This window comes from Rhodococcus sp. SGAir0479 (assembly GCF_005484805.1).
Taxonomy (GTDB): domain Bacteria; phylum Actinomycetota; class Actinomycetes; order Mycobacteriales; family Mycobacteriaceae; genus Prescottella.
Genome location: NZ_CP039432.1, coordinates 57,344 through 73,286 on the forward strand (window position 1 = coordinate 57,344; position 15,943 = coordinate 73,286).

Here is a 15,943-nt window from a genome sequence, read left to right on the forward strand (position 1 = left end):
TCGGCTGTTCGCCGCCGTTGCCGCAGTGACCCTCGGCCTCACCGGCTGCAGCAGCAGTGACGCGTCCGACAACGACGCGGCGGGGGACGCGTCCACCGGGACCCGAGTGGTCCAGACGGAGAAGGGCGACGTCACCGTTCCCGCGGACCCGCAGCGCATCGCGGTACTGACGGCGGGCCTGGCCGGTTTCCTGTTCACGCTCGATGCTCCCATCGCGATCACCGACACCCGACTGCTCGGCGTCACCAACCTCGACGGCGGCTTCCCCCCGCAGTGGGCCGAGAAGGCCGAGGCGCAGGGGACGAAGGAATTGCCGGCCGGTGAGTCCCTCAACATCGAGGCGATCGCGCAGGCCCAGCCGGACCTGATCATCGGTGGTGGGCAGGGTTTCACGGCGGTTCTGGCCGACCAGGCGTACGACCAGCTCACGGCGATCGCGCCGACCGTCCTCATCCCCTCGTCGGTGAGGACCTGGCAGGAGCAGCTCGCGGCGGTGGCCGAGGCGGCCGGTGAGACCGACAAGGTCGACGACCTGATGAAGGCGTACGACGACAAGGTCGCCGACGTGAAGGACTCGATCACGGTGCCGGGATCGCCTGTCTCCTACCTCCTCTCGCTGAGCACCGGCGAGCCGGCGTTCATCCCGCAGACCGCGGCGCTGCCGACCCTGCTGTCGACCGTCGGCTTCCAGCCGGACGACGTGCTCACCAAGGCGAACAACCCGGAGCTGTACGGGTCGGGTGACTCGTTCATCGTCAGCAACGAACTGCTGGCGCCGGTCGGGAACGCGCCCGTCATGTTCGTCGTCCCGGTGGCGGGCCGGAGCCTCGCGGAACTGAAGCAGGACCCGCTGTACGCGGCACTGCCGGCGTTCGCGAACAACAAGGTGTACGAGCTGCCGGCCACCAGCTACCGCCCCGACTACGACGGTGTGATGGCGACCCTGGACCAGGTCCAGGAGATGTTCGCGAAGTAGAGGTTCGGTTCCGCACCGTCGGTGCGGGCAGACACGTAGTCAGAAATCGGAAGGACGCCACTGTGCTCACCCGCGAGACCGTCATCGCAGACATCGCCACCGCCCTGGACCAGCCGCCCGAGTCGATCAGCGACGAGCTCAATCTGCTCGACGAAGGATTGGATTCCATTCGGATCATGGGGCTCGTGGAACGATGGCGGTCCGCGGGTGTGCCGGACGTCGACTTCCCGACGCTCGCCGCCGATCCGACTGTGGCGCACTGGGTCGCCGTCGCGCTCGGCGAATACTGATTCACGAAAGAAGGGTCTATCGATGGCTGGGACCGTCCGTGAGGTCGAAGTGTTTCCGATCTGCATCCGGGAGGTGGACGTCCTGAAGGTCGAGGACGTCACCCCCGGTATGCGCCGGGTGACGGTGGGGGGTCCGTCGATGGACAGTCACGTCCGGGACGGCGTCCGCCTGCCGCCGGTGCGCACCAACGGTTTCGACGACGACGTCAAGCTGTTGCCGGTCGATCCGCGCACCGGTGAGCTGCCCTTCGAGGTGCCGCGCAACACCGACAACGGCACCGTCGACTGGCCGGCGGGATCGTTCCAGTACAGCCGGACGTACACGGTGCGCCACTTCGACGCGGACACGCGCGAGATGGCGATCGACTTCGCGATGCACGAGGGCGGCCTGGCCGCGGACTGGGCCGGCCGCGTGCAACCGGGGGAGAAGATCCTCATGGCCGGTCCCAAGCACTCGTCCAGTCTGCCCCGGGACGTCGACTGGATGCTGATCGCCGGCGACGAGACGGCGCTGCCGGCGATCGCGCACTGTCTGGAACAGCTCCCACCGGAGCTGCCCGCGACGGTGGTGATCGAGGTTGCCGAGCCGGCGCATCGACAGGAGTTCGAATGTGCGGCACCGCTGGAGGTCACGTGGCTGTTCCGCTCCGAAAGCGGCGGCGAGTCGCGGTTGGTGGAGACCGTGCAGGCGGCGCAGTGGCGTCCGGGCCAGCCGTACCTGTGGGTCGCGGGCGAGGCGCTGACGATCAAGCCCCTGCGGCGCTGGGCCAAGCAGGACCGGGAGATCGCGAAGCAGTACGTCGAGATCGCCGGATACTGGCGCCGCCGCGAGCCTGCACAGGCGGACTCGGCGTCGCCCGTTCTCGACGCGGACACCGCGGAGAGTCCGGACGAGCGCCTGCACGAGATGTCGGAGTTGTTGCCGCCCCTGGCGATCCGGACCGCGGTCACCGTCGGGTTGTTCGCGGCCGTCGACGGGGGCGCCGACACGGCGGCGGCCGTCGCGGCCGAGTGCCGCACCCACCCGGGAGCGACGGCGAAACTGTTGCGCCACCTCGTGCTGATGGATCTGGTGGCGGTGGAGGACGGGCGCTTCGAGCTCACCGAGACGGGCTCGATCCTCGCTGACCCGGACACGTTCGCCAGCCAGGCCCTGCACTTCGGCAAGATCCACACCCGGCTCGACATGGCGTTCCTGGGATTGCTCGACGCCGTCCGGACCGGCGCCCCCGCGGCCGGGCACGGGTTCGCCGACAAGCTGGAGGAACCCGGGTTCGTGGAGGACTTCCACGAGGAGGTCGCCTTCGGTGCCGTCTACCGCGCCCCGGCGCTGCCCGACGCGGTCGACCTCGACGGGGTGCGCACCGTCGCGATCTACGGCGAAGGCGCCGGCGTGTACGCCGACACGCTCGCACGGGTGCGGCCCGACCTCGAGGTCTCGCTCGTGGGCCTGCCCGCCCTCAACACCCGGAACCTGGGTGACGTGGCGGAGTCCCGCCGGGACCGGATCACGCGCATCGACAGCAGCGAGTTCACGGCGCTCGCGGCGCCCGTCGACCTGGCCGTCGTGGTCGACACGATCGACTCGCATCCGGACGCGGACGCACGGATGCTCCTGGGTGCGCTCGGCGCCTCCGCCCACCGCGTCGTGCTCGTCACCGACCTGCTCGACCCCGAGACCGCCGACGACCACGACACCGAGGCCGACCTGCTGAAGCTGTGCCTGCACGGATCCGGCCTGCGCACCGAGGCCGAGCTGTCTGCGCTGATCGCGGACGCGGGCTGCGGGACAGCACGATTCGGCGCACTCGGCTGGGGATCGACGGTCGTCGAGTTCAAGGGTGCGCGGTGACCTCGGCGCCGTCTCACGATGGCGTCGATCTTCATTGCCGACGCCCGCAGAGCCATCGGCCCGAGCTGCTCGACGGTGTCGGCCTGATCGTCGGTATCGACCGGTTCATGTCGGAGGAGCGGCCGAGCCGGCCGGAGAACGTGCCGGCGCCGGCCGCCGAGCGCACTCTCGCGAGCGCCTGACCCGGCGCAGGTGCCGAAGGCTTGGCTAGGTTGGTGCGTATGACGACTCCGGTGCAAGACATCATGATCAACACCATCGGCGGTGTGCCGACCAACCTGGGCGAATACGACGGGCGCGTCGTGCTCGTGGTCAACGTGGCCTCCAAGTGCGGGCTCACCCCGCAGTACACCGCGCTCGAGAAGCTGGCGACGGAGTACGCCGAGCGGGGTCTCACCGTCATCGGCATCCCCTGCAACCAGTTCATGGGTCAGGAGCCGGGCACGCCCGAGGAGATCCAGACGTTCTGCTCCACCACGTACGGCGTCACCTTCCCGCTGATGGAGAAGATCGAGGTCAACGGCGAGAACCGGCATCCCCTGTACGCCGAGCTCACCAAGACCGCGGACGCCGACGGCGAGGCCGGGGACATCCAGTGGAACTTCGAGAAGTTCCTGATCGCGCGGGACGGCACCGTGGTCAACCGTTTCCGTCCGCGTACCGAGCCCGACGCCCCCGAGGTGATCGCCGCCATCGAGGCCGCGCTCTAGGCAGTCCGCTGCCCGTGCGCCTTTTCGGTAGCCGGACGTACCGAAAAGGCGCACGGGCGTGTCAGCGCCTGTTCACCTCGGGGTGCCACGCTGGAGTGCATGACCGGACAGGTGATCGTGTCGGTGTCGGGGATCAGGGACGAGACGCGCGACGTCGTCGCGGAGTTCGCCGCCGCGATGGACCGCCGATCGGTACCGCTGTCGCTGCTCGTCGCGCCGCGGCTCGAGGACGGATATCGGCTGGTCGACGACCCGGTGACGCAGCAGTGGTTGCGTGAGCGCCGGGACCGCGGCGACGCGATCGTGTTGCACGGCTACGACCAGGCCGCCACCAAACGGCGCCGCGCCGAGTTCGCGGTGCTGCCCGAACACGAGGCGCGGCTGCGGCTGCTGGCCGCCGACCGGGTGCTCGAGGAGGTGGGGCTGCGCACACGGCTGTTCGCGCCGCCACGCTGGTTGGCGTCCCCGGGAGCAGTCACGGTGCTGCCGAACGTCGGATTCCGGCTTCTCGCGGGGATGACCGTGATCCGCGACCTCGCGCACGACACCGCTGTCCGCAGCCACGTGATCGGCCTCGGTGACGGCTTCCACGCCGAACCGTGGCGCTGCCGGTCGATGGTGCTCGGCGCCTCCCGCGGCGCCCGGCGCGGACGAGTGGTCCGGCTGGCGACCTCGGCCAAGCAACTCGGTAGGACCGGGCCGCGTCAGGCGCTGCTGGACGCCGTCGACATCGCACTCCACCACGGCGCCGCACCGGTCGTCTACCGCTGGCCGCTGCGGGACGGGGTGCGTGCGGTGGCGTGAGCCTCCGGCCGCTAGTCGGCCGTCTCGCCCGCGCTCCCGGCTGCGCGGACCAGGGCCGCGAGCGCGTCCAGTACCCGGTTGAGCCCGAACTCCCACGCGTGGGCGGGGCTGTACGCGGCGTTCATCTCCTCGCCGGCCGCGCTGCCGACGCGCTGTGCCAGCGGGAAGTCGTCGCCGAGGTAGGCCGCCAGTCGATCGCTCCACGTCGCCCACGCCTGCGCGATGTCGGCGGCCCGCGGGTCGGGGCGCCGGGCCCGCGCCGCCGCCCGGACGAAGTCCTTGACGAACGTCAGCGCGGCGTCGCGGTCGACGTCGGACAGGCCCGTGCCGTCGAATGCGTGCAATTCGTGGTCGTAGTTCGCGATCGTGCCGGGCCCGAAGGCCGTGCGTTCGTCGGACACGTCCAGCAGCCACCAGTGTTCGGTGAACAGCGTCGCCTCCGCGGCGGCGAGCTGTCGCACGCATTCGCGCCAGTCCCCGTCCGGGTACGGCGCTCGTGACTGGGCGGCGCGCACCGCGTCGACCATGAGGACGAGCAGGTCGTCGCGGGAGCCGACGTGGGTGTACAGCGCCATCGCCGAGATGCCGAGGTCGGCGGCCAGCCGCCGGACACTCACCGCGTCCAGGCCCTCGGAGTCGGCGATCGCGACGGCCGTCTCGACGGCCTGCGTCGTGGTGACCTTCGCGCGGGGGCCCCGCGTGCCGCCGCGCGGCGCGTCGGGGTGGTCGCGCCACAGCAGATCGATCAGATCGCGGGCCACCGCGCGCCTCCGAACACTGGCGAGATCGGGATGTTCCTGTACTTTATACAGTGCATAGGGTTTCTCTCGTCGTGGAGGTACACATGAAGATCACCGGTACGGCCCTGTCCCTGAACGTCGCGGACGAGAAGGCGTCCGCCGAGTTCGCGAAGACGCACTTCGGTTTCACCGAGGCGATGGCCGACGACGGGTTCGTCTCGCTCGCCCACCCGGACGCCGGCGTCAACGTCGTCTTCCTGCGCACGGGTCTCGCGACCTTCAAACCGGCCACCATCGCCGGCCCCGCCGGGCAGGGGCTGCTGATCGCGTTCGTCGTCGAGGACGTCGACCGCGAGTTCGAGCGCATCGCCGGCGAGGGCGCCGAGGTCGTCACCGCTCCCGAGACCGAGCCGTGGGGGGAGCGTTACTGCCAGTTCGCCGACCCCAACGGCATCGTCTGGCAGTTGGTGCAGTGGATGTGAGGCGCCCGGCGTCTCACGACACCTCGACGCTCGACTCCTCGGGAAGAACCCGGAATTCCGTTCCGCCCGGGCCCATCTCGGTGAGACGGCCGTAGTAGATGCCCCGCGCCTCCTGCGCGACCACGCCCTGATGGATCGGGACCGCGACTCGCGGATGCACGGCGCGCAGGTAGTCGACCGACTCGGAGATCTTCAGCCACGGCGCCGCGGCCGGCACGGCCAGCACGTCCACCTTCTGCTCCGGCACGAACAGCGAGTCGCCCGGGTGCATGAGCTTGGCCGGATCCTCGGCATCGCCGAGCAGGTACGCGGTGTTGTCGATGAGCGGGATCTCCGGGTGGATCACCGCGTGGGTGCCGCCGGTGCCCGTCACCTGCACCTCGCCCACGTTGAAGACGTCACCCGGGTACACCGCCGTCCAGGCGTCGCCCAGCAACGCCGTCGTCTGCGGATCCGCGTACAGCCCCGCGCCGGGGTTGGCGTCGACCAGCGCGGGCAGCCGCTCCGGATCGGCGTGGTCGGGATGCTGATGGGTGATCAGGATGGCGTCGAGTCCGGTGATGCCCTCGAACCCGTGCGAGAAATTGCCGGGATCGAACAGGATCTTTGCACCGTCGAGTTCCACCAGGACACAGGAATGACCGAAGTGCGTGAGTCGCATGAGACGAGTATGCGGGATCACACCGACGGGTGGGGCGGCGTCGCACGTTCACTCGGTGCGGGAGCGGACCGGGCTGCCCGGTAAACTCCTGGATGCCCGGTGCGATCCCGGGCTGAAACCAGCCATAGCGAGGAGCAGCACGTGGCCCGTGTCGTTGTCGATGTCATGCCCAAGGCCGAAATTCTCGACCCGCAGGGGCAGGCCATTGTCGGGGCGCTGTCCCGGCTCGGTCATCCCGGTGTCTCGGATGTCCGCCAGGGGAAGCGGTTCGAGCTCGAGGTCGACGACACCGTCAGCGACGAGGAGCTCGCGACGATCGCCGAGTCGCTGCTCGCGAACACCGTGATCGAGGACTGGAAGGTCACCCGAGTCCAGTGAACATGAGCGCAGCGACGACCGGTAAGACCGGTGCACGCATCGGAGTCATCACGTTCCCGGGCACGCTCGACGACATCGACGCCGCCCGCGCCGTGCGTCTCGCCGGCGGCGAGGCCGTGAACCTGTGGCACGGCGACGCCGACCTCAAGGGCGTCGACGCCGTCGTCGTCCCCGGCGGCTTCTCGTACGGCGACTACCTGCGCTGCGGCGCGATCGCCCGCTTCGCGCCCGTCATGGGTGAGGTCGTCAAGGCCGCCCAGGGCGGCATGCCGGTCCTCGGCATCTGCAACGGCTTCCAGGTTCTGTGCGAGGCCGGTCTGCTGCCGGGCGCGCTCACCCGCAACTCCGGGCTGCACTTCGTGTGCCGCGACCAGTGGCTGAAGGTGGAGTCCACGTCGACGGCGTGGACCTCGCGGTACGAGGCCGGCGCCGAGATCCTGATCCCGCTCAAGTCCGGTGAGGGTCGGTACCAGGCGTCCGAGGAGGTGCTCGACGAGCTCGAGGGCGAGGGCCGGGTGGTGTTCCGTTTCGCCGGTGACAACCCCAACGGCTCGCAGCGCGCGATCGCGGGCATCGCGTCGGCGAACGGCCGCGTCGTCGGTCTCATGCCGCACCCCGAGCACGCGACCGAGCCGCTCACCGGCCCCAGCGACGACGGCCTCGGCATGTTCTACTCCGTTCTCGAGAGTGTCCTGACGGCCTGATCCGTCGGCACCCCCGAAACAGCTGAAGGGACCCTTCGGCCGCTGCGAGCGGCTGAAGGGTCCCTTCAGCTTGTGGCGGGTTTGCACCGAAGCGCCCCCCGGGCGGGACCACGATTCGCTACCGTCCGCGGATGATCACCACCGCCGTGTGGGGCACCGGCAACGTGGGCCGGGCGGCCATCCGCGCCGTGCACGCCAACCCCCGCCTGGAACTGTCCGCGGTGCTCGTCCACGACCCGGCCAAGGTGGGGCGCGACGCCGGCGACCTCGGGGACGCCGGCGCCCACCTGGGTGTCGCGGCCACCGACGACGTCGACGCGGTGCTCGCGGCCCGACCCGACGCGGTCGTGTACGCGGCATCCGGCGACATCCGCCCCGACGCCGCGCTCGCCGACCTGGTGCGGATCCTGCGCACCGGCGCGGTCGTGGTGACGCCGTCCTTGTACGCGCTCTACGACCACCGCAGCGCGCCGCCCGAGGTGCGCGATCCCATCCTCGACGCCGTCGCCGCAGCCGGCGGGTCCCTGTTCGTCTCGGGCGTCGACCCGGGCTGGGGCAACGACGTCCTGCCGCTGCTCGTCAGCGGACTGGGGTCCACCGTCGACGCGATCCGCTGTCAGGAGATCTTCGACTACACCACCTACGACCAGCCCGATTCGGTGCGCTACCTCGTCGGCATGGGCCAGCCGATGGAGTACGAGCCGCCGATGATCGCGCCGAACGTGCCGACGATGGTGTGGGGCGGGCAGATTCGGTTGATGGCGCGGGCGCTCGGGGTCGCTCTCGACGAGATCCGCGAGACCGTCGAGCGGCGGCCGCTCGAGACCGACGTGACCACCGCGGCGATGGGCGACTTCGCGGCCGGCACCCAGGGGGCGCTGCGCTTCGAGGTCCAGGGCGTCGTCGCGGGAACAGCGCGGATCGTCGTCGAGCACGTCACCCGCATCCACCCGTCGTGCGCGCCGGACTGGCCCACCCCGCCCGACGGCGGCGCCGGGGCGCACCGGGTGATCGTCGAGGGCCGCCCGCGGATCGAGGTGTCGGTGGAGGCCACCGACGAGGGCGGCAGCCGCGCCGCCGGCGGCAACGCCACCGCCGTCGGACGGCTCGTGAACGCGATCGACTGGCTCATCGACGCCGAGCCGGGTCTGTACGACGCCCTCGACGTGCCGCTGCGGCCGTCGTCGGCACTGGGATTTCGGGCCCCAGGATCGGAGGTGCCGGGCAGACTGGAGCCGACGGAAAGGACCCGGCAATGAGAATCGACATCCCCGAGGGCAAGGACCCCGTCGGATACGTGTGGGGCGAGATGGTCCCCGGTATCGGCGTCGCGGCGTCCAAACTCTCGCTCGCGGTCTACTCGCAGTCCACCCTCGCGCTGCGCGAGTTCGAGGCCGCGCGCCTGCGCATCGCCCAGATCAACGGGTGCATCGTCTGTATGGACTGGCGCACCGAACGCGACGGCGAGAAGGTCGAGGACGGCTTCTTCGAGGCCGTCGAGAACTGGCGCACCACAGACGCATTCGACGACCGGACCCGGCTGGCCGCCGAGTACGCGCAGCGGTACGCGCTCGACCACCACAACCTCGACGACGAGTTCTGGGCCCGCATGGCCGAGCACTACGACCAGCGCGAGATCGTGGAGCTCACGATGTCCATCGGCTCCTGGATCGTCTCGGGCCGGCTCAACCACGTCCTCGGCCTCGACACGGTGTGCGCTCTGCCGGAACTCTGACGCACCTGTCGGACCCCCGCGCTAACGTCCGCTCATGACACTCACACTCGGCATGATCACGCTCGACTCCACCGATCCGGGACCGCTCGCGCAATGGTGGGCGGAGCTGACCGGCGGCACGATCGAACAGGAGAACGACGGCTGGTTCTACGTGGTTGCGGTTCCCGGCTGGGGTCACAAGCTCGGCTTCCAGAAGGTGGACGACCCGACCCCCGGAAAGAACCGGCAGCACCTGGATCTGTCGTCATCCGATCTCGAGGCGGAGATCGAGCGGGTGCGCGCTGCCGGCGCCACCGAGGTGCACCGCGAGAACATGGACGGCTTCCGCTGGGTCGTGTTCGCGGACCCGCAGGGCAACCAGTTCTGCGTGGCGGGCGCGCACTGACCCCGGACTGACCGCGCCCGCGGTGCTGCATGATTGTCGGTATGCCATCGATGACACAGGCCGATGCCCAGGGATTGTGTTCGTTCGTCGACGCCTCGCCGTCACCGTTCCACGTGTGCGCGACCGTCGCGGCGGAGCTCGCGGAGAACGGTTTCCGGGAACTCCGGGAGACCGACGCGTGGCCGTCGGCGCCCGGACGCTACTACCTCGTTCGCGGCGGCTCGCTGGTTGCGTGGAGCACCGAGGGCGTCGCGGACGACGGGCCGGGGTCGGCCTTCCGGATCCTCGGCGGGCACACCGACAGCCCGAACCTGCGGGTCAAGCAGCATCCCGACCTGGTGTCGGCGGGCTGGCAGCTCGTGGGGCTCGAGCCGTACGGCGGTGCGTGGCTCAACTCGTGGCTCGACCGCGACCTCGGCATCTCCGGCCGGCTCAGCGTCCGTTCGGGTGACGGCGTGGACGAGGTGCTCGTCCGCGTCGACCGTCCGATCCTGCGGGTGCCGCAGCTCGCGATCCACCTGTCCGAGGATCGCAAGGGGGTGCAGCTCGATCCGCAGCGGCACGTCAACGCGGTGTGGGGGAGCGGCACCGAGCCGCGCTCGTTCATCGGTTTCCTCGCCGACGAGGCCGGGGTGGCCGCCGACGCGGTGCTCGGCTGGGAACTGATGACCCACGACCTCGCGCCGTCCGCCGTCGTCGGGGAGGACGCGTCGCTCGTGAGCGCGCCGCGTCTGGACAACCAGGGCACCTGCTACGCCGGGCTGCGGGCGCTGCTCGCCGCCGTCGCCGACCCCGGCGACGGCATCCCGGTGCTGGCGCTGTTCGACCACGAGGAGGTCGGCAGCATGTCCGATCGGGGGGCGTTCTCCGACCTGCTGAACTCGGTACTCGAGCGGATCGTGTTGGTGCGTGGCGGGGGTCGCGAGGACTTCCTGCGAGCGATGTCCGGGTCGGTGTGCGCCTCCGGGGACATGGCGCACGCGACGCACCCCAACTACCCGGATCGGCACGAGCCGGCGCACCGGATCGCGGTGAACGGGGGTCCGGTGCTCAAGGTCAACCAGAACCTGCGCTACGCGTCCGACGCGGCCGGCGCGGCCGAGTTCGCGCTCGCCTGCGACCGGGCCGGGGTTCCGCTGCAGCGGTACGTGCACCGGGCCGACCTTCCGTGCGGCTCGACGATCGGCCCGATCACCGCATCCCGGACCGGATTGTCCACCGTCGACGTCGGAGCGCCGCAGCTGGCCATGCACTCGGCGCGAGAACTGATGGGCGCCCACGACGTCCGCATGTACGCCGACGCGTTGGCGGCCTTCCTCACGCCCGGCCGGTAGCGACGAGCTCTCGCGGGTCCGGGATCACCGGCCGCCCGCGTGCCCGGTCCGGCGTGCGCGCGCGTACTGGGTGCGCGGCGGGTCGGTGCCCCCGGCTAGACTTTGCCCTGGCAGCGCGCCGCCCGGCCTGCCGATTCGATCCCAGAGGGAAGGGACCACACGCCCCGTGTCTCCGCAGGTAGATACCGTCACCAACGCTTCCGCGACTCCCGACGTCGCTCAGCCGTACAAGGAACTGGGCCTCAAGGACGACGAGTACGCCCGCATCAAGGAGATTCTCGGCCGCCGTCCCACCGACGCCGAGCTCGCGATGTACTCGGTGATGTGGAGCGAGCACTGCTCCTACAAGTCGTCGAAGGTTCACCTCAAGTACTTCGGTGAGACCACCACCGAGGAGATGCGTGCCTCGATGCTCGCCGGCATCGGCGAGAACGCCGGCGTCGTCGACATCGGAGACGGCTGGGCGGTGACCTTCAAGGTTGAGTCGCACAACCACCCGTCGTACATCGAGCCCTACCAGGGCGCGGCGACGGGCGTCGGCGGCATCGTCCGCGACATCATGGCGATGGGCGCGCGCCCGATCGCGGTCATGGACCAGCTCCGCTTCGGCGCCGCCGAGCACCCCGACACCCGGCGCGTCGTCGACGGTGTCGTGCGCGGTGTCGGCGGCTACGGTAACTCCCTCGGCCTGCCCAACATCGGCGGCGAGACCGTCTTCGACGCCTCCTACCAGGGCAACCCGCTCGTGAACGCGCTGTGCGCGGGCGCGATGCGCGTCGAGGACCTGCACCTGGCGTTCGCGTCCGGCGCCGGCAACAAGATCATCCTGTTCGGCGCGCGGACCGGTCTCGACGGCATCGGCGGTGTCTCGGTGCTCGCGTCGGAGACCTTCGACGACAGCGCCGGCGGCCGCCCCAAGAAGCTGCCCGCTGTCCAGGTGGGCGACCCGTTCACCGAGAAGGTGCTCATCGAGTGCTGCCTCGACCTGTACCGCGAGAAGCTCGTCGTCGGTATCCAGGACCTCGGCGGCGCCGGCCTGTCCTGCGCGACGTCCGAGCTGGCCGCGGCCGGTGACGGCGGCATGCACATCGATCTCGACAAGGTCCCGACGCGGGCCACCGGCATGACGGCTGCCGAGGTGCTCTCCAGCGAGTCGCAGGAGCGCATGTGCGCGGTCGTCACCCCCGAGAACGTCGATGCGTTCATGGAGGTCTGCAAGAAGTGGGACGTCCTCGCCACCGTGATCGGTGAGGTCACCGACGGCGAGCACCTCGTGATCGACTGGCACGGCGAGACCGTCGTCGACGCGCCCGCCCGCACCATCGCCCACGAGGGCCCGGTCTACGAGCGCCCCGTCGCGCGCCCGGACTCGCAGGACGCGCTGATCGCCGACACCACCGCGAACCTGAAGCGTCCCGAGACCGCGGACGAGCTGAAGGCGACGCTGCTGAAGATGATCGCGTCGCCGGCGCTGTGCAGCCGCAAGTGGATCACCGAGCAGTACGACCGCTACGTGCGCGGCAACACCGTGCTCGCCGAGAACGCGGACGGCGGTGTCGTGCGCATCGACGAGGAGACCGGGCGCGGCATCGCGCTCGCGACCGACGCGTCCGGCCGCTACACCCGGCTCGATCCGTACGCCGGTGCGCAGCTCGCGCTGGCCGAGGCCTACCGCAACGTCGCCGTCACCGGGGCCACCCCCAAGGCCGTCTCGAACTGCCTCAACTTCGGCTCGCCGGAGGATCCGGGTGTCATGTGGCAGTTCCAGCAGGCCGTGCGCGGCCTCGCGGACGGCTGCGCCCAGCTGGGGATCCCGGTCACCGGCGGCAACGTCAGCTTCTACAACCAGACCGGCTCCACCGCGATCCTGCCGACCCCGGTGGTCGCCGTCCTGGGCGTGATCGACGACGTGCACCGCCGCATCCCCACGGGCCTCGGCCTCGAGCCCGGCGAGACGCTGATCCTGCTCGGGGAGACTCGTGACGAGTTCGACGGCTCCATCTGGGCGCAGGTCGAGCACGACCACCTCGGTGGTGTGCCGCCGAAGGTCGACCTCGAGCGCGAGCGGCTGCTCGCCGACATCCTGCTCGCGGGTTCACGCGACGGCCTGATCTCCGCTGCGCACGACCTCTCCGAAGGTGGCCTGGCGCAGGCCGTCGTCGAGGCCGCGCTGGCCGGCGAGACCGGCTGCCGGATCCTGCTGCCGGAGGACGCGGACCCGTTCGTCACGCTGTTCTCGGAATCGGCCGGCCGCGTGCTGGTCGCGGTGCCGCGCACCGAGGAGACCCGGTTCACCGGCATGTGCACGGCCCGCAACCTCCCCTGGGTGCGGATCGGTGTGGTCGACGAGGGTTCGGACTCCGTCGAGGTGCAGGGGCAGTTCTCGGTCACGATGGCCGAGCTGCGCCGGACGTCCGAAGCGACCTTGCCGGCTCTGTTCGGGTGATGAGTGTCGGACTCGGGGATCGAACGGGAGGCGGTCACTGAGCTGCGGGAGGTCTCGCAGCCGGCGACCCCTGCCGTCCCCGGGTTCGATCAGCGGCATCCGTTCGTCGTCTGGGCGTGGGGCCTGCTCAAGCTCGACTTCACCGGTATCGCCTTCGCGTCGTTCTTCTTCTGTTGGTCGTTGACGCCGTCGCTGCTGCCGCGTGACTGGCTCTTCCAGGGGCTGATCGGCGGCATCAACGCCGCGTTCGGGTACGCGGTCGGCACCGCGATCGGCTGGGCGGTGTACGAGTTCGTGCTCGTCCGCCGGCGATGGTGGCCGCTGCCCGAGCGGGTGATGCGGCAGATCAAGTTCGTGGTGCCGGTGGTGTCGGTGCTGGCCGCCCTCACGATGCTGCTCTACTCCGCCGGGTGGCAGCGCGAGCTGGCGGCGCTGATGAACGCCGAGGGCACCACCACCACCGGCTACATCCGCACCCTGGGGCTGAGCCTGCTGGTCGCGGCCGCCCTCATCGCGGTGTGGCGGGTGCTGCGCGACCTCGTCCGCTGGGTCGCACGGCAACTGAACCGGTGGCTGAAGATCCCACGGCCGGCCGCGTCGGCGGGCGGCCTGGCGATCGTCCTGGTGCTGGTGTTCATGCTGGTCGACGGTATTCTGCTGCGCGTCGGCTACGCCGCCGTCAACTCGGCGTTCAGTCTCCAGAACAACGAGACCCGACCGGGTGCGGTGCAGCCGGTGCTGCCCGAGAGGTCCGGCAGCCCGATGTCGTTGGCGCCGTGGGACACCCTCGGCTTCGAGGGCCGCAACTTCGTCTCCGGGGGAGTGGGCGCCGACGAGCTCACCGCCGCGAACGGACGCCCCGCGAAGGAACCCGTCCGGGTGTACGCCGGCCTGGAGACCGCGGACGACACGGCGGCCCGAATGGACATCGTGCTGAGCGAACTCGAGCGCACCGGTGCGTTCGAACGCAAGTCGCTCGTGATCATCCCCACCACCGGCACCGGCTGGGTCAACCCGACCGCCGCGCAGACCATCGAGCTCGTCGAGAACGGGGACAGCGCGCTCGTCGCCGCCCAGTACTCGTACCTGCCCAGCTGGATCTCGTTCATCGCCGACCGCGGCAAGGCCGCCGTCGCGGGCAACGCCTTGATCCACGCCGTGCACGACCGCTGGCTCACCAAACCTGAGGCCACGCGCCCCAAGCTCTACGTGTACGGCGAGAGCCTGGGCACCCAGGCCGGCGAGGGCGCGTTCGACGGGCTCGCCGACATCCGCGAGACCGTCGACGGTGTGCTGTGGGTGGGCCCGCCGAATGCGAATCCGTTGTGGCAGGCACTCACCCAACGCCGCGACCCCGGCACCCCCGAGGTGCAGCCGGTGTACGCCGACGGTCTGGTGGTGCGGTTCGCCGACGACACCGACGCGATCCCCGGCGCGCCGGGGCCGTGGCTGGAACCGCGCGTGCTGTACATCCAGCACCCGTCGGACCCGGTGGTGTGGTGGTCGCCCGATCTGATCTTCCGCCGGCCGGACTGGCTGTCGGAGCCGCCGGGGTTCGACCGGCTGCCGTCGATGAAGTGGTTCCCGTTCGTGACGTTCTGGCAGGTGAGCGCCGACCTGGCGAACGCGGCCGGAGTCCCGGACGGGCACGGCCACAACTACGGCACCACGATCCTCGACGGGTGGGTCGCGGTCACCGGGCACGACGGCTGGACGGCCGCCGACACCGAGCGCACGCGTGCGGTCCTCGAATCGCTGCGCGGGCACGACGGACCCGAGAAGTGACGCGCCGCGCCGCCGTGGCGGCGGTCGCCGCGGTGGCATGGAGCAACGTCGTGTTGCCGGCGCTGGGACTGTCGTCGCGGGGGCGCGCCGCTGCGGGCACGGCCGTCGCGCTCGGCGCCACCGGGGTCGCCTCGGCCGCCGGAGTGAGCAGGCGCGAACTCGGACTGGTCGACTTCCGGTCGGGGCTGCGGTGGGGGAGCACTGCCGCGGCCGTACCCGTCGTCGGCTACGCGGTCGTGGCGGCGACACCGGGGCTGCGGTCGCGGCTGGCGGTACCGGCCGAGCCGCGCAGCGACTTCGCCGAGTGGGTGGCGGTGCACATCCCGTTCGGCACCGTTCTGGCGGAGGAGCTGCTGCTGCGCGGCGTGCTCACCGCTCTGACCGCGCGCGCGTGGCGGCCTGCGCCCGCGGCCGCGGTCCGCGCACTGGTCTTCGGTCTGTGGCACGTCCATCCCGCCCGCGAGGCGCGGGATTCGGTGCCGGCCACGGTCGCGTTCACGGCCGCGTCGTCGCTCGTGTTCGACTGGCTGCGGGTGCGCAGCGGAAGCGTGTCGGCGCCCGCGGTGCTGCACCTGGCGGTCAATGCCGGCGGCGCGCTGCTGGTGCGCCGGATCCAGGCGATCACCGGCCCGGGCGCGCCGTCGCCGCACGGGTGACCGGG

At 70.7% G+C, this 15,943-nt stretch carries 18 protein-coding genes; 16 read left to right on the forward strand and 2 right to left on the reverse strand.

Going from position 1 to position 15,943, the window contains the following annotated elements:
• The first annotated feature begins 25 nt into the window (after positions 1 to 25).
• The 6 genes from E7742_RS00200 to E7742_RS00225 all read left to right on the forward strand — a co-directional run bounded on the left by E7742_RS00200 (position 26) and on the right by E7742_RS00225 (position 4,632).
• Complete coding sequence (locus E7742_RS00200) at positions 26 to 976, forward strand: ABC transporter substrate-binding protein (protein ID WP_254699113.1); 951 nt, start codon at positions 26 to 28, stop codon at positions 974 to 976.
• Positions 977 to 1,038: 62 nt separating this feature from the next.
• Positions 1,039 to 1,266, forward strand: coding sequence for a phosphopantetheine-binding protein (locus E7742_RS00205; RefSeq protein WP_137797080.1), 228 nt, complete (start codon positions 1,039 to 1,041; stop codon positions 1,264 to 1,266).
• 22 nt (positions 1,267 to 1,288) lie between these two features.
• On the forward strand, positions 1,289 to 3,118 hold the full coding sequence (locus E7742_RS00210) for a siderophore-interacting protein (protein WP_137797081.1): 1,830 nt from the start codon (positions 1,289 to 1,291) through the stop codon (positions 3,116 to 3,118).
• Positions 3,115 to 3,300, forward strand: coding sequence for a hypothetical protein (locus E7742_RS00215; RefSeq protein WP_137797082.1), 186 nt, complete (start codon positions 3,115 to 3,117; stop codon positions 3,298 to 3,300). The genes E7742_RS00210 and E7742_RS00215 overlap by 4 nt, the downstream gene beginning before the upstream one ends.
• 39 nt (positions 3,301 to 3,339) lie before the next feature.
• Positions 3,340 to 3,828 (forward strand): glutathione peroxidase, encoded by a 489-nt coding sequence (locus tag E7742_RS00220; protein ID WP_137797083.1) that lies wholly within the window; start codon positions 3,340 to 3,342, stop codon positions 3,826 to 3,828.
• A gap of 99 nt (positions 3,829 to 3,927) precedes the next feature.
• Complete coding sequence (locus tag E7742_RS00225; RefSeq protein WP_137797084.1) at positions 3,928 to 4,632, forward strand: DUF2334 domain-containing protein; 705 nt, start codon at positions 3,928 to 3,930, stop codon at positions 4,630 to 4,632.
• A gap of 11 nt (positions 4,633 to 4,643) precedes the next feature.
• On the opposite strand, the gene E7742_RS00230 is transcribed toward E7742_RS00225, so the two are convergent.
• Positions 4,644 to 5,393: a TetR/AcrR family transcriptional regulator gene (locus E7742_RS00230; protein ID WP_137797085.1), complete on the reverse strand. Its 750-nt coding sequence runs from the start codon at positions 5,391 to 5,393 to the stop codon at positions 4,644 to 4,646.
• A gap of 83 nt (positions 5,394 to 5,476) precedes the next feature.
• On the opposite strand from E7742_RS00230, the gene E7742_RS00235 reads away from it, so the two are divergent.
• A complete protein-coding gene (locus tag E7742_RS00235; RefSeq protein WP_137797086.1) occupies positions 5,477 to 5,854 on the forward strand; it encodes a VOC family protein in 378 nt (125 codons plus the stop codon).
• Positions 5,855 to 5,867: 13 nt separating this feature from the next.
• Here E7742_RS00235 and E7742_RS00240 read toward each other — a convergent pair whose 3' ends face one another.
• Positions 5,868 to 6,515 carry an MBL fold metallo-hydrolase gene (locus tag E7742_RS00240; protein WP_137797087.1) on the reverse strand — a complete coding sequence of 216 codons (648 nt, stop codon included), beginning with the start codon at positions 6,513 to 6,515 and terminating at the stop codon, positions 5,868 to 5,870.
• Between the two features lie 141 nt (positions 6,516 to 6,656).
• Here E7742_RS00240 and purS point away from each other — a divergent pair, with 141 nt between their 5' ends.
• The 9 genes from purS (at position 6,657) to E7742_RS00285 (ending at position 15,938) form a co-directional block, all read left to right on the forward strand.
• Entirely contained in the window at positions 6,657 to 6,893 is a 237-nt protein-coding gene (purS, locus tag E7742_RS00245; protein ID WP_137797088.1) for a phosphoribosylformylglycinamidine synthase subunit PurS, read from the forward strand.
• Between the two features lie 2 nt (positions 6,894 to 6,895).
• On the forward strand, positions 6,896 to 7,597 hold the full coding sequence (purQ, locus tag E7742_RS00250; RefSeq protein WP_137797089.1) for a phosphoribosylformylglycinamidine synthase subunit PurQ: 702 nt from the start codon (positions 6,896 to 6,898) through the stop codon (positions 7,595 to 7,597).
• Between the two features lie 131 nt (positions 7,598 to 7,728).
• Positions 7,729 to 8,856 carry an NAD(P)H-dependent amine dehydrogenase family protein gene (locus E7742_RS00255; protein ID WP_137797090.1) on the forward strand — a complete coding sequence of 376 codons (1,128 nt, stop codon included), beginning with the start codon at positions 7,729 to 7,731 and terminating at the stop codon, positions 8,854 to 8,856.
• Positions 8,853 to 9,332 (forward strand): carboxymuconolactone decarboxylase family protein, encoded by a 480-nt coding sequence (locus E7742_RS00260; protein ID WP_029538815.1) that lies wholly within the window; start codon positions 8,853 to 8,855, stop codon positions 9,330 to 9,332. Before E7742_RS00255 ends, E7742_RS00260 begins: the two co-directional genes overlap by 4 nt.
• A gap of 34 nt (positions 9,333 to 9,366) precedes the next feature.
• Positions 9,367 to 9,717, forward strand: coding sequence for a VOC family protein (locus E7742_RS00265; RefSeq protein ID WP_137797091.1), 351 nt, complete (start codon positions 9,367 to 9,369; stop codon positions 9,715 to 9,717).
• Positions 9,718 to 9,758: 41 nt separating this feature from the next.
• Positions 9,759 to 11,051 (forward strand): M18 family aminopeptidase, encoded by a 1,293-nt coding sequence (locus tag E7742_RS00270; RefSeq protein WP_175420370.1) that lies wholly within the window; start codon positions 9,759 to 9,761, stop codon positions 11,049 to 11,051.
• Between the two features lie 166 nt (positions 11,052 to 11,217).
• The gene (gene purL, locus E7742_RS00275; RefSeq protein ID WP_137797093.1) at positions 11,218 to 13,497 is read left to right on the forward strand and encodes a phosphoribosylformylglycinamidine synthase subunit PurL; all 2,280 of its coding nucleotides are present in this window, start codon (positions 11,218 to 11,220) and stop codon (positions 13,495 to 13,497) included.
• A gap of 3 nt (positions 13,498 to 13,500) precedes the next feature.
• Entirely contained in the window at positions 13,501 to 15,282 is a 1,782-nt protein-coding gene (locus E7742_RS00280; protein WP_137797094.1) for an alpha/beta hydrolase, read from the forward strand.
• Positions 15,279 to 15,938, forward strand: a complete 660-nt coding sequence (locus E7742_RS00285; protein ID WP_137797095.1) for a CPBP family intramembrane glutamic endopeptidase — start codon at positions 15,279 to 15,281, stop codon at positions 15,936 to 15,938. The genes E7742_RS00280 and E7742_RS00285 overlap by 4 nt, the downstream gene beginning before the upstream one ends.
• The last annotated feature ends 5 nt before the right edge of the window (positions 15,939 to 15,943 follow it).